Origin of the sequence: Polyangium sp. 15x6 (assembly GCF_029960785.1) — a bacterium.
GTDB lineage: Bacteria > Myxococcota_A > Polyangia > Polyangiales > Polyangiaceae > Polyangium.
This window is the reverse complement of sequence record NZ_JASBQE010000031.1, coordinates 1-13,416: the sequence shown is the minus strand read 5'-3', so window position 1 is coordinate 13,416 and position 13,416 is coordinate 1. Positions and strand designations below refer to the sequence as shown.

Below are 13,416 nucleotides of genomic sequence, written 5' to 3'. Positions count from 1 at the left end.
GCGGCGGGCTTACTTGGCGAAGTTGACCATGTCGGTGCGCACCGGGGCGATGATACCTGCCCAGGCGCCGTTCGCGTAATGGTTGTACTGCTCCGACGTGTCGACGAGCTCGACGTTGTGGTACGACCATTTCGCCTTGCCGTTGCTCGTCGCGCCCGAGCCCGTCGTGAGCGTACCGTCGCAGAAGAGGTCGCCCGCGTTGCAGAAGCCGCCCGTCACGGAGACGCCGCCGGTCGAGTGGTAGCCGACCGCCTCGTCGTCCTGGCCGGCCAGCGTGGCCGAGTAGAGCGTGCCCTTCGCGCCCGCGAACATGTAAAACCATTTTCCGCGGGTCTGGTTGTGGTCGTAGAGGGCGCGCATCGTGGCCGTTTTCAGGTCGTCCGTGAGCGCGTCGCTCACCGCCCAGGCGCCGATGTTCGCGAGCTCGCTGCCGCCGCCGGCGCCGCTCGCGACGTCGACCCAGTGGATGTTCCAGCCGGTCTGCGTGCCGCCCGCATTGCCGCACGTGCCATTCGAGGACGGGGTCGCGTTCTTGATGCTGCGCGTCGAGCCGCCGAATTTGTCGAGCGCATACCCGATCTGGGCGTCGCCGGCGCTGTGGGCGGCGATGTAACACCAGTTCGCGCCCGTACAGTAGCAATCGAGGGCGTCGCGGATGCGGAAGTTCTGCTCGGAGATGTGGCTCTTGCCGTCCCAGTTGACGGCCTTCTTGTTGATGCCGGCCGCGGTCGCCGACGAACCCCAGTAGGAGAAATCGGTGTACGTGCCCGCCTTGGTCGCCGTGCCGGTGTTCCGGCCGTGAATCCAGAGCGAGTAGTTCGTTGCCGACGCGTCCGGAGCGACGAGGAGCGCGGCGGCAGCCAGAGGTGCGAATGCGAGGAGGAGAGAGGCGCGGGACATCCTTCGAGGAGAATCGAGGGGGCCTTGGGTGTCAAGCAGGAACCCGGCCCGCGACATTCGAACGAATTGCAGAATGGTGGAGCTTTTCCGCGTGGGGTGGAAGGAGCCGTGAGCAGGGGTGGTCCAAATGGTGATCAGGTGGCGCGCATGCAGAGGTCGGTGACCGGGAGCCACACGTAAGGATCTTTCAACGGTCGGGGCGTGGCGGGTAGCATGGACGGTCATGGGACTCCTCACCCGCCGCCGCGCGTCATGCGCGCTCTCGATGTCGGCGCTCCTCGCCTTGCTCCCGGCCTGCGAGCCGCTCTCGGACGACATGGATTTCGTCCGTCAGGAGGTGCAGGTCACGACGCGCAGCACGCTCGTGCCGCCTGCCGATGCGGCGCCCGCCACGCTCAAGGTCATGGCCTGGAACGTGAAATACGGCGCCGCGCGGATCGACTTCTGGTTCGATTATTGGGGCGATCGCGTGCAGATGACGAAGCAGGAGGTCGTGGAGAACATGGCCGACCTCTACCGCCTCGTGAACGAGTACGACCCCGATATCCTCATGACCGAGGAGATCGAGGTGAACTCCCGGCGCAGCGCCTATTACGACATGGTGCAGGGCATGCTGGAGGGCACGAGCCTCAACTACGCGGCCTACATCCAGACCTGGAACAGCCGCTACATCCCCTCCGAGGGCGTCGGCCGGATGGATCTCGGCAACGCGATCTTCTCGAAATACCCCATCAAGTTCGCCGAACGGATCCGGCAGGAGGATCGGACCGATCAGGACGCGCTCACTGCGAAGTTCTACATTCACCGCATGATCGGGCGCGCCGTGATCGACGTGGGCGCGGGGAGGGACGTGGCCGCGTACGTGGTGCACACCGAGGCCTACGACGTCGACGGCACGAAAGGACGGCAGATCCAGCAGATCTACGACGAGATCAAGAAAGAGACGCTCCCGTTCGTGATCGGCGGCGATTGGAACGAGCTGCCGCCGACCGCGATCAAGCTCGTGGGTTTCCCCGACGAACACCCGAGCTCGATCGGCACCGAGTATGAGCAGCCCCCGTACACGCCGGAGATCATGCAGAAGTTCTACGACGATTTCGTCCCCTGGGTGAGCCTCGAAGCCTACGGCACCACCGAGGCCGACCAGAAGCGTTATTTCACGCATACCGTGGCCGGGCCGCTGCGGAACGACGAGCAGGGCAATCCCCAGTTCTGGAACCGCACCCTCGATTACCTCTTCGTCACGAAGGCCGACGCCTGGGCCCCGGGCGGGGCGGACGTGCTCCAGGAGCCGGGGAGGCAAGGGATCCAGAGTGATCCGCAGCTCCTCAGTGATCACGCGCCCGTCGTGGGGACCTGGGTGCTCGGGGGAGGGACGCCGTGAAGCGAGCGTGGTTTGCCGTGATCGGGCTCTTCGCCCTGCTCTCGCCGGCCCTCGCCGAGGCCGAGCCCATGGATGCGCGCGAGACGGCGCGGGTCCTCGACAAGGGAAAACTCTCCGGCGGGCTGATGTCGCCATTCGAGCTCGGGCTCGGGGGCGGCTGGGAGGTCACCACGATGATCGTGCCGTGGCTCTTGCTCTCGCCGAACTTCACGCTCCGCGGCGAGCTCGGCCATCTCGGCAAGGGCGTCGTGGTGACGGGCGAATACGGACTTTCCGTGCCGACGGGCGCAATGCGCTTGACGCAGGGGTATCTGTTCCCGACGTGGGAGACGTCGGGGCAGCGGCCCGGCTGGGTGGTCGCGCCGACGGCGGGGCTCTGGATCTCGGGCGGCGAGCGCGGCGTGCTGACGGGGCGGCTGGAGACGACGGTGGGCTTTTCGCTCGGAGAGAATCCCGCGACGCCTCTCGAGACGTACGCGCCGCTCGAGCTGCTCTTCGCGCCGGCCTTGAACGGTTTCCGGGTCCGGACCGGCCTGGCCTACGATTACGCGATCCTCGATTGGCTGCGGGCGCGCGCCGCCGTGAACGGATATGCGATCGGGCGGAGCCCGCACCCGCCGCGCTCGCCGTTCTACGCGAGCGCGGAGATCGGGCTCGAGATCGGGCTCGGCAAGACGCTGCGCGTGGCGGTCGGGGGGATCTGGTACAATTACGATCAACGCGAAAAGGTCCTTCAAAGAGGGGACGACGGGCGGTGGCGCAGGGCTCCCGTACGAACGAACGATTTTTTTCCGACGTTCGACTTGATTCTGCGACCCCGGTGAAGCGAGGCTAGGGATCTCTGGGGAGGAGCGACCCGTGGAACATCGCGCGCAATTGCCGTCGGTCTCCGAGGAGCTCAGCCGGCGCTTCCTGATCCGCCGCTGCCTCGGGCAGGGCGGCTTCGGCGTGGTGTACGAGGCGTTCGATCGATCCCTCGGCTCGGACGTCGCCCTGAAGGCGCTGCTCACCATGGATCCGGCGGCGCTTTATGCCTTCAAGCAGGAGTTTCGCGCGCTCGCCGACGTCGCGCACGAGAACCTCGTCGGGCTGCACGAGCTCTTCTTCGATGACGGCCGTTTTTACCTGACGATGGAGCTCGTGCGCGGCGTGAGCTTCCTCCGCCACGTGCGCCCGAGCCGCGAAGCTCGCAGCGACGCGTCGGCGATCACGCTCCCGCCCTTGCCCACGGCCCAGCGCGCGATGGCCGCCGAGCTCGCGACGGCCGTCACCATGGACCTCCCCGTCGTCGCGGGGCCGCACGGGACGATCGCCATGGCGACCTTGCCCCTCGACGGACATCAGCCGCCCGGCCCGCCGATCACGCAGCCCGACGCGCAAGGCGAGCTCGACGTGGATCGGCTTCGCCAGAGCCTCGTGGGGCTCGCGAAGGGCGTCGCCGCCATTCACCGCACGGGCCGCGTGCACCGCGATCTCAAGCCCTCGAACGTGCTCGTGACGCAGGAGGGGCACCTGAAAATCCTCGATTTCGGGCTCGTGGGGTCGTTCGAGTCGCTCGCGCGGGATCGCGTGCTCGTGGTGGGCACGCCCGCGTACATGTCGCCCGAGCAAGCGACGGGCGCGTCGGGCCATGGAAGCTCGGACTGGTACTCGGTCGGCGTGATGCTGTACGAGGCGCTCACGGGCATCGTGCCGCACCTCTTCGAAGGGACGAGCATCGAGGATCTGCTCTACGCGAAGCACCTCGTCGATCCGCCCGATCCGCGGGAGATCGCGCCCGGGGCGCCGGCCGATCTGTCGGAGCTCGCGCTGCGCCTGCTCGCTCGGGATCCGAGCGCGCGCGTGGGCGCCGAGGATATCGTGCGGTCTGTCCGCGCCGCGCGGGCGAGCGCTCCGCCCGCGGCGCCGGCGACGCGCTGCGCGAAGCCGAGCTTCGTGGGACGCGCGCGCGAGATCGCGGCGATGCGCGAGGCGTGGAGCGCGTGCGTTCGGGAAAACCAGCCCGTGGTGCTGCACGTGCACGGTACGTCCGGGATGGGCAAATCGGATCTCGTGCGGTATTTCCTGGATGCGCTCGCCGAGGAGCGGGCGCCGATCTTGCTCGAAGGCCGCTGCCACGAGCGCGAATGGGTGCCCTACAAGGCGTTCGACGGCGCGATCGACGCGCTCGCGCGGTTTCTCGGGGAGATCGATTCCGAGGATCGCGGGGCGTTTTTGCCGGCCGGTTTTTCCTCGCTCGCGCGCCTGTTCCCCGTGCTCGGGAGGCTCGCGGAGGAGGGGAGCGAGCCGGAGGCGCCCGATCCGCACGAGCTCCGGCGGCGCGCGTTCGAGGCCCTGCGCAGGCTCTTCGCGAACCTCGCGGAAGAGCGGCCGGTGGTGCTCTACCTCGACGATCTGCAATGGGCCGACGCGGATAGCGCGGCCCTGCTCGAAGCCTTGCTCGCGGCGCCCGCGCCGAAGCTCTTCCTCGTCGCGAGTTATCGCACCGAAGAGGCGCGCGGGTGCGAGCTCGTCGGGCGTTTGCCCTCGGCCGAGGCGCCTGCGTCGTGCCTCCTTTCGCGTGAGGTCGTCGTGGGGCGGCTCGCGACCGAGGATGCCGAGGCGCTCGCGCTGTCGATCCTCGGCGAGGACGGCGAGGAGGCGCGGCGGATGGCCGCGCGGATCGCGCGGGAATCCGCGGGGAGCCCGTTTTTCGTGCAGGAGCTCTCGAGGTACCTGCTCGCCGGGCACACGAGCGAGGGGCTCGACATGCGCGGGGTCGTGGCGGCGCGCGTGGCGCTCTTGCCGGCGCAGGCGCGGCTCGTGCTCGAGATCGTGAGCACGGCGGGCAGGCCGATCGAGCCCGTGCTGATCAAGGAGGCCGCGGCGCTCGGGGACGAGGAAAACAGCCGCGCGCTCGCGGTGCTGCGGGCCGAGGGCCTGCTCCGCGCGAAGGGCGGGCGCGACGAGGCGCGCGTCGAGACGTACCACGACAAGATCCGCGAGTCCGTGGTGCAGGGGCTCGCCGAGGCCGATCTGCGCGCGCGGCACCGCGCGCTCGGCGACGCGATGGAGCTGATGAGCAACGCCGATCCGGAGGCGATCGCCATACACTTCCGGACGGCCGGCGAGCCTTCGCGCGCACGGGCCTACATGGAGCGCGCGGCGCAGCGGGCCGAGCACGTGCTCGCGTTCGACCGGGCCGCGACGTTGTATCGGCTGGCGCTGGAGCACGCGGAGCCCGCGGATGTGGGGGCGCTCGAGCTCGAGCTGGCGAGCGCGCTGGCGAAGGCCGGGCGCGGGGCGGAGGCGGCGAACGTGTTCCTCTCCGCGGCGACGAAGCTCGACGCGCGGCCGGCCCTCGTGGCGAGGCAGCGGGCCGTCGAGCATTTTTTACGCGCGGGGCATCTGGACGAAGGCCTCGCCGCGGCCCGGGAGCTCCTGCCGGCCGTGGGCCTGGATGATCCCGCGACGCCGCGGCGCGCGTTCGTCAACGTCGCCGTGGCCCGCGTGAAGCAGAGGCTCCGCGGCTACCATTTCCAGGAAAAACCCGAGCACGCGATCGACCCCGCTGCGCTCCACCGCATCGATCTTTGCTGGTCGCTCGGCAACGGGCTCGGCGGTGTCGACGCGATCCGCGGCGCCGATTTCCAGGCGCGGCACCTCGCGCTCTCGCTCGAGGCCGGCGAGCCCTACCGCATCGCGCGGGCCTTCTCCTGGGAGGCCGTGCTGCGCAGCCTCGGCGGCGGCGAGAAGAACATCGCCGATGCGCGGGATCTCGCGGCGCGGGCCGAGGCGATCGCGCTCCGCATCGGCCACCCGCACGCGCTCGCGTGGTCGTGCGCGGGCAAGGCGCTCGCGGCGCACAACGCCTACGAGTTCCGCGAGGCCGTGGTGCTCTGCGAGCGCACGATCGCCCTCTTCCGCGAGGCTTGCAGCAACATCGCCTGGGAGATCGCCTCCATGTACGCCTGGTGGCTGCTCACGGCGCTTTTCTACGTCGGCGACGTCCGCTCCCTGCTCGACCTCTTGCCGCGGTGCCGGAGCGAGGCCGAGGCGCTCGGCGATCGGTACATGGAGACCGCGCTCGGCGTGTTCATGACGCCGATGAGCCTGATCCTCGAGGACCGGCCCGAGGAGGCCCTCGCGTCGAGCAAACACGCCCTCGCGCGCTGGACCACGCGCGGCTTCCACACGATGCACTGGGGCGCGTTTTATGCGAGCACCCAGGCCCTGCTCTACCAGGGCGAAGGAAGCCGCGCGTACGCGGCCGTGCATGGGCAAATCGGAGCCATTCACGCGGCGATGATGCCGCGCACGATCAAATCGATCCGGCTGCGGCTCCTCGACCTCCAGGCGCGAACGGCGCTCGCACGGGCGCGCGAGGTCGCGAATCCCGAGCCCCTCGTCCGCGAGGCCCTCTCCCTCGCCGAGCGCCTCGACGCGGAGCGGTCCCACTGGTCCGACGCGTGCGCGCTCGGCATCCGCGCGGCCGTGCTCGCGCGGCGCGGCGACGTGGATCGCGCCCTCGTTTACCTCGCGCGCGCGCGCTCCTCGTTCCGCCGCTCGGACATCGAGCTCTTCGCGCGCCTCTGCGAGCGCCGCATGGGCGAGCTCGAAGGCGGCGACGCGGGGCGGGCGCGTATCGCCGAGGTCGACGCGTGGCTCGGCGCGCAGGGCGTGCCGCGGCCGGATCTGCTCGCCCGGGCCTTGCTCGCCTTCTGACCGCGCTTTACGAGACGCGGAGCATGCAGAATCGCGCGGTCGTCATCGGTGCGGGCATGGCGGGCCTCTCGGCGGCGCGGGTGCTCGAGCGATTCTTCGAGAAAATCACGATTCTCGATCGTGACGAGCTCCCGGAGGGGCCCACCGCGCGCGCCGGAGTGCCGCAGGCGAGGCACGTGCATGCGCTCCTCACGCGAGGAGCCAAGGAGCTCGAGGCCATGTTCCCGGGCTTCCTCGCGGAGTACGAGGCGAAGGGCGCGCACGAGCTCGACGTCGCCCACGAGGGCGCGATTCTGCGATATTCGGGCTGGCAGCAGCCGATGCGGAGCGGCTGCACGGCCTATCTCGCGACGCGGGATCTGACGGAATCGATCGTACGCCGGCGGCTCCGGGAGGGCGGCCGCGTGGAGATCCTTCCGCGCACCGACGCGACGGGCCTGTACGTTCGTCCGGACGCGCCCGGCCGCGTCGCGGGTGTGCTCGCGGTGCAGCGGGGCGGCGGGACGAACCTCACGCTCCCGGCCGATCTCGTGGTCGACGCGAGCGGCCGCTCGTCGAAGGCGCCTTCGTGGCTCGCGTCGCTCGGCGCCGAGGTGCCGCGCGAGGAGGTGGTCGATTGTTACTCGGGGTATAGCTCCCGCTGGTACGAGGCCCCCGAGCAATTGCCGCCCGACTTCTGGTGGAAGATGGTCTGGCTCGACCCTTCGCCCGCGGAGAACCATTTCATCAGCGGCGTGCTCTTCCCGGTCGAAGGGCGCCGCTGGATCATCACGCTCGCCGGGTACGCCAAGCATTACCCGCCGAGCGACGAGGAGGATTTTGTTCGCGCGCTCGGCGAATTGCGCTCGCCGGTCCTCGCGCGTATGGCGGAGCTCGGGAGGCCCATCTCGCCGATCTATTCGAGCCGCGCGAACCAGAACCGCCTGCGCCGGTTCGACGAGCTCGCCCAGCCATTGCCGGGGTTCGTCGCCGTCTGCGACAGCGTGTGTGCGTTCAACCCGGTGTATGGCCAGGGGATGACGGTGGCCACCCTCTCGGCGCGCGCCCTCGAATCCACGCTCTCGCGGGTTTCACTCGGGGATCCGGGCTTCGAGCGGGTCTTCTTCGGCCATCAGCTCCGCGCGATCGAGGACGCGTGGAACCTCGCCACGCGCGCCGACATGCGGTTCCCGGGCGCGAAGAGTGATTTGCCGAGGCCGTCGAGGTTCGCGTCGTTCTTCGACGATTCCATCCAGCACACGATGATCTACGACGCCGCGGTGCTCCGGCGCGTGATGCCCGTGTATTACATGATGAAACCGGCGCGCTCGCTCTTCGAGCCGGAGCTCGTCGCGCGGATCCTGCTCGGCGGCGCGGCGAGCATGGCCGCGTCGCGCCTCCACCCGAGGCCGCTCGCGAAAAACCCTCCGCCGCGCCCGGAACGCTAGGCCGCAGGCTCGTTCGCCCAGTACTTGTCCCGGATCCGCTCGCAGAACGCGACGAGGTTCGCCTTCTCGAGCACGCGCGCCTTCACCGGGTTCTCGGGGGGCGTGAAGACGAGCGGCGCGAGCAGCCCGTACGCCGTCGTGTCGAGCGTCGAGGGCGCGTCGTCCAGGAAAAACGGCTTGTCTCCGAGCAGCTCGGAAGCGGCATCCACGAGCGAGCGGCCCATGGCGTAGACCTCTTCACGCGTGTGCCGCCCGATCCCCTGCGCCTTGAGCATGCTGCGCGTCTGCCGCTGCGCGAACGCGAGGAGCGGGGACACGGCGAAGCGCGGGACCCCGCCGGCCGTCATGCCCTGCGCGATCACGGAGCGGAAGCAGGCGAAATCCTCGTCGCGCCACCAGCGCAGGTACACGAAGACGAAATAAAAGTCGGCCTCGAACATCGATTTCATGGCGAGCCCGAGCGCCCGCTCCTTCGGGCCGAACCGGCCGTCGTTCAAGAGATCGCCGTGCTTCTCGATGAGGTAATCGATGATCTGGCTCGAATCGGGGATCAGCCGGTCGCCGTCCGCCGCGTAGGGGATTTTTCCCTTCGGCGCCTTGCGAAAATCACCGAGCTCGCTGCGATAGGGAAGGCCCGCCATGCGGAGCCACGTCTCGAGCTTGATGACGAATGGACCGAGGTCGGGCATGCCAAACGCGGGGCCGAATTTGTAGACCGTCAGCATGATCGTTCCTTCAGTAAGGGGATTCGTCCTTGCCGTCCTTGCGACCGTCCTTCTCGGGCGGCGGCGGCGGGGGCGGGGGATCGGGCTTCCGCGGCGGATCGCCGTACTCGACGGAGAGCTTCTTCGCGAGCGCGTCGACGATCATCCGCTCGTGGTAGCTCGGCATCGTGGCGAGCTGCACCGTCACGCGCACGACGTCCTTGCCGCTCTTCACGATCTCGATCGAGCCCGCGTGCACGCGTTTTCCGCTCTCGGGGCTCGTGTACTTGAAGAGCAGGTAGCCGTGCTCGGGATCCTTCTCGGTGATCTCGAGCCCGAGATCCACGCGGACGAGGCGCACCGCGGTGCCCCAGGTCTGCTCGAAGGTGTAGGGCGACTCGTAGGCCGTGGCCGCGAGCGCTTCGGGTTCGAAGGCGGGCACGAGGACCACGCCCCCGAGGAGGAACGCACAAAGAGCCATGCCCCGGAGCCTTCGCATGTCCAGCATTTACCCCAAGGCTTCGGCCTTGGAAAAGCTTTCCGGAGCCCGCCGGAGCATCCACAGCCCGAGCCCGAGCGCGAGGAGGTGGAATCCCACCTGCGACGCGTACAGCACGAACACGAACGCGGCGCCGGGGCCCCGGAGCGCGTGCTCGGGGAAGTACATCGCGAGGGCCATGTACGTGGAGAGCTGGAACGCGCCGAAATAGCCGGGCCCGGAGGGGACGAGGATCCCGATGCCGACGCAGCCCATGGTCACACACGCCTCGGCCAGCGTGATCCCCGAGAGCCCCGACCCCCACGCGAGCAGCCACACCCCCGCGGCATTCACGCTCCAGTACGCGGCCGTCTCCAGGAGAAACGGCAAGAGGTGGCGGGGCGAGGGCAAGAAGCGGATGCCCTGCGCGACGCGGTCGACGATGTCCGCGACGCGCTCGCCGAGGCGCGCGGAGACGAGGCCGAGGATGTTCTGGGTCGCGCGGCGGGCGAAATCGCGGGCGAAGAAGAAGACGGCCATCGCGACGAAGGCCGAGAAGAAGACGAAAAGCGTGATGTTGGCGGCGCGGGGGACGGCCGCGACGGGGACGGGGAGATCGCCGATGTGATCGGGGAGGGGATCGAGCGGCGTGGCGCGGCGGAGGGCGACGAAGAGGATGGTGCTCAGCGTGAGGCCGTCGATGACACGCTCGGCCCCGACGGTGCCGGTGGCCTCCCACATGCGGACGGAGCTGCGGCGGGTGATGAGGTACGGCCGGACGATCTCGCCGCTGCGAAGAGGCGAGAGGAGGATGGCGCCGAAGCCGACCCAGGAGACGGACATGACGTCGCGAAGGGAAACCCGGCCGAGCGGGCGGAGGAGGTGGCGCCAGCGAGCCGCGCGGAACCAGTGGACGGCGGCGAGGGAGGCCACGTAGGCGACGACGGTCCAGGGGCGGAGGAGGTCGAAGGAGCCGTCCGGCGGGAGGAGGGGGAGGCCGCCACGAAAAAGGATCCAGGCGAGGCCGAGGCCGCAGAGGAGGGAGATGGCGAGGCGGCCGCGCCAGGGGGTTTGGGGGCGTAGCCCGGCTTGTCCGGGCGTAGCCCCCGAGCGCAGACCGGGCGTTTGGGGGCGTAGCCCGGCTTGTCCGGGCGTAGCCCCCGAGCGCAGACCGGGCGTTTGGGGGCGTAGCCCGGCTTGTCCGGGCGTAGCCCCCAAGGGTTGATCGGGGGAAGGCGCGTCGCTCGGCACGGGCGTCGTCTCGGGCTGAAGAGGCTCGTCCGCGGCGGACACGGCGCGCAGGGTGGCAGGACGAACGGGCGGGGGCAAGGAAGAGCGGCGGTGGCCTTCTTCCAGGCTTCGGCGAAGAATCAGGCGTCGGAAGCGGGCGCGGCCGTCACGCCGTGATCGGCTGGAGCCCAGGGATCGGCGCGGCGTGCTCGGCGCTGCTCGTGGCCGTCACGGAGGGCTCTGTCGTCGCGACGCCCGTGAACAGGCGCGCGGTGAAGTCGTTGACGAACTTTCCCGTGGGATCGGCCTCGCGCCGCGCCCTCTGGAAGCGGGTGAAGCGCTCCCCGTACATCGCCGCCATCTCCCTCGCGCCGGCGCGTGTCGCCTTTCCCAGGTGGAGTTGCCCGCCGTACTTCCAGAGAATCTTCTCCACGTCGGCGAAGACCTCCGTGGAATCGATCGAGAGGCTCGGCGCGAGCTCGATGAAGCAGGTTCGACGGCCCACGCCGGGGCCGAGGAGGCTCTCCGACGTGTTCGGCGTGAAGCGTACCTCGATGATCGTCAAAAACCTCTTCTCTTCGAGGTACGCGAACACCTCGTCGAGGCAGGCCTGGTGCGTGTCGTACGGGACGCCGTATTCGAGCTCGTCGTGGCGATAAAAGAGTTTGCGCGGAAAACCCTCGCGCGCGGGGTAGACGGTGGAGTGCCCATTCATCGTGAGCCACATGAAGGCGAGGCCGAGGTTCGCCACGAGGTCCGACAGGTCGAGGAGCTTCGCGAGGCCGAGCGCGTAGCCGGAGACCAGCATGTCCGTGAGCTCGAGCCGCATCTTGTGCAGCCGGTAGAGCGGAGTCGGGGGCGCCACGGTGCGATCCCAGACGTTCATGCGGACGCTCTCCGTGAAGACGCCGCCGACGTAATAGAAGCTGACGTGCTTGTGCTCCTCGAGGATCGCATCGATGTTCTTCGTGACCCAGTCGCGCTTGACGATCTCGACTGATTTGCGAAGGTTGTACGCCCGCTCGCACTGGATCTCGACCTCGGTGATCACCCCGCACGCGCCGAGCCCGCCGAGCGCCGCGTGGAACATCTCATCCCTCGGGTGGAGCGTCCGCGCGCGACCGTCGGCATCGACGAGGCGGAGAGAGAGGACGTTCGAGGACAAGAACCCCACGTCGCGTCCGGTCCCATGAATGTCGGTCGAGAGGAGCCCAGCGATGCTCTGCGCGTCGGTCGACCCCTGCACCGCGAGCGCGAGGCCATGTTCGAGCAGCGCAGCCGTCAAATCACGCAGGCGAATGCCGGTTTGCACGCGGACCCTGCCAGTCGCTTGGTCGACCGAAAGGATTTTCGTGTACCGGTCGAGCGAGAGCATGGTCCCGTTCGTCAGCGGAGAAGCATTGAAGGTGTGCCCGCCGCCGACCGCCCGGAGCCGCGTCGCCTCCTTGACGATACGGCAGATCTCCGCCTCGGTCTCCGGCGTCTCGAAGGACGCCGGCTGGCTCTCGAAGCTACGGTTCCAGTTCGACCAGATGCCCCGAAGGCTCGCATGACGCCCTTCATGGAGGACGCGCTCGCCGAACGAGGCAATGTAAACGGCCGTATTGGCAGTGTTGATGGCCCAGGTGCGAGCGATCCTTTCGATACGATCGGCCACGCGTCTCCATTCAGGCGCCAAAAAATCGAACTCGAAAACTCCCATGACTCCCCTCCAGGCGGCAAGGCCGTGCCTCGCGCCGTTTCACCGTCGATCACCGGCACCGACCAACGTCGATGCCCTCGAGCGTCGAACCACCCACCCCGACGCCCGGGCCCCCCAAGGCGATGTTGCGACGATAACTGCCGTGCTTCACGGAGGTCAAGCAGTATTGCAGGGCAGTGTGGTGTGCTCCTCCGGGCAGGGGTGTCATCCAGAAGCCGGTTCGCTGGGGCGTTGCCCCAGGCCCCACCGGGGCTATCCGCCCCTGGACCCGGACCAGCGCAAGCGCTGGACCCGGGGTCGATGAACTGCGCGATGCGCAGTTCATCGAACAGGCCGAGCCTGGTGGGGAACGGGTCGGGCGACCCTCTCCAACAGGTCCACGACCAGGTCGAGGAGGTCCACGACCAGGTCGAGGAGGTCCACGACCGGGTCGAGGAGGTCCACGATCGGGTCGAGGAGGTCCACGACCGGGTCGAGGCGGTCCGCGACCGGGTCGAGAAGGTCGAGCGACCGGGTCGAGGAGGTCCGCGACCGGGTCGAGAAGGTCGAGTGACCGGGTCGAGGAGGTCGAGCGACCGGGTTTGCGTGAGGGGATCGACGCGGGGCGGAGGAGATCCGCCCCGGTCCTGATCAGGCCGCGCGCCGCGGACGGCGACGCAGGGCAATCAGCGCTGCGCCGAAGACGAGCACGAAGCCCGTGTGCGTGTCGCCGGTCGAGCCGACGGTGCGGCAGCCGCAGGCGCCGCCGTCCTCGCCCGCCGTGCCAGCGCCAGACCCGCCGCCACCAGCGCCGCCCGCGCCGCCAGCGCCACCGGCACCACCAGCACCGCCCGCGCCGCCCTCGCCACCGGCACCACCAGCGCCGCCAGCACCACCCGCGCCACCCG

At 69.1% G+C, this 13,416-nt stretch carries 11 protein-coding genes; 4 read left to right on the top strand and 7 right to left on the bottom strand.

Annotated elements, in window-relative coordinates:
• Positions 1–9 precede the first annotated feature (9 nt).
• Positions 10–900, bottom strand: a complete 891-nt coding sequence (locus QHF83_RS23090) for a hypothetical protein (RefSeq protein ID WP_282420071.1) — start codon at positions 898–900, stop codon at positions 10–12.
• 223 nt (positions 901–1,123) lie between these two features.
• Between QHF83_RS23090 and QHF83_RS23085 the strand changes: the two genes are divergently transcribed.
• Genes QHF83_RS23085 through QHF83_RS23070 form a run of 4 tightly spaced genes read left to right on the top strand, consistent with a single transcriptional unit; the run spans position 1,124 to position 8,415 of the window.
• Complete coding sequence (locus tag QHF83_RS23085; RefSeq protein ID WP_282420070.1) at positions 1,124–2,284, top strand: endonuclease/exonuclease/phosphatase family protein; 1,161 nt, start codon at positions 1,124–1,126, stop codon at positions 2,282–2,284.
• A complete protein-coding gene (locus tag QHF83_RS23080; protein WP_282420069.1) occupies positions 2,281–3,108 on the top strand; it encodes a hypothetical protein in 828 nt (275 codons plus the stop codon). Before QHF83_RS23085 ends, QHF83_RS23080 begins: the two co-directional genes overlap by 4 nt.
• 34 nt (positions 3,109–3,142) lie before the next feature.
• The gene (locus QHF83_RS23075; RefSeq protein ID WP_282420068.1) at positions 3,143–6,988 is read left to right on the top strand and encodes a serine/threonine-protein kinase; all 3,846 of its coding nucleotides are present in this window, start codon (positions 3,143–3,145) and stop codon (positions 6,986–6,988) included.
• 23 nt (positions 6,989–7,011) lie between these two features.
• Positions 7,012–8,415, top strand: a complete 1,404-nt coding sequence (locus QHF83_RS23070) for a hypothetical protein (RefSeq protein ID WP_282420067.1) — start codon at positions 7,012–7,014, stop codon at positions 8,413–8,415.
• Here the strand turns inward: QHF83_RS23070 and QHF83_RS23065 are convergent.
• The 6 genes from QHF83_RS23065 to QHF83_RS23040 form a co-directional block, all read right to left on the bottom strand.
• Positions 8,412–9,140 (bottom strand): glutathione S-transferase family protein, encoded by a 729-nt coding sequence (locus QHF83_RS23065; RefSeq protein ID WP_282420066.1) that lies wholly within the window; start codon positions 9,138–9,140, stop codon positions 8,412–8,414. The genes QHF83_RS23070 and QHF83_RS23065 overlap by 4 nt on opposite strands.
• Before the next feature lie 10 nt (positions 9,141–9,150).
• Positions 9,151–9,600 carry a hypothetical protein gene (locus QHF83_RS23060; RefSeq protein ID WP_282420065.1) on the bottom strand — a complete coding sequence of 150 codons (450 nt, stop codon included), beginning with the start codon at positions 9,598–9,600 and terminating at the stop codon, positions 9,151–9,153.
• Between the two features lie 27 nt (positions 9,601–9,627).
• On the bottom strand, positions 9,628–10,890 hold the full coding sequence (locus QHF83_RS23055; RefSeq protein WP_282420064.1) for a lysylphosphatidylglycerol synthase transmembrane domain-containing protein: 1,263 nt from the start codon (positions 10,888–10,890) through the stop codon (positions 9,628–9,630).
• Positions 10,891–10,993: 103 nt separating this feature from the next.
• Positions 10,994–12,484, bottom strand: a complete 1,491-nt coding sequence (locus QHF83_RS23050; RefSeq protein WP_282420063.1) for a D-arabinono-1,4-lactone oxidase — start codon at positions 12,482–12,484, stop codon at positions 10,994–10,996.
• Between the two features lie 366 nt (positions 12,485–12,850).
• Positions 12,851–12,994 (bottom strand): hypothetical protein, encoded by a 144-nt coding sequence (locus QHF83_RS23045; protein WP_282420062.1) that lies wholly within the window; start codon positions 12,992–12,994, stop codon positions 12,851–12,853.
• Positions 12,995–13,159: 165 nt separating this feature from the next.
• The coding region (locus tag QHF83_RS23040) for an MYXO-CTERM sorting domain-containing protein (protein WP_282420061.1) at positions 13,160–13,416 on the bottom strand (257 nt) is incomplete at its 5' end.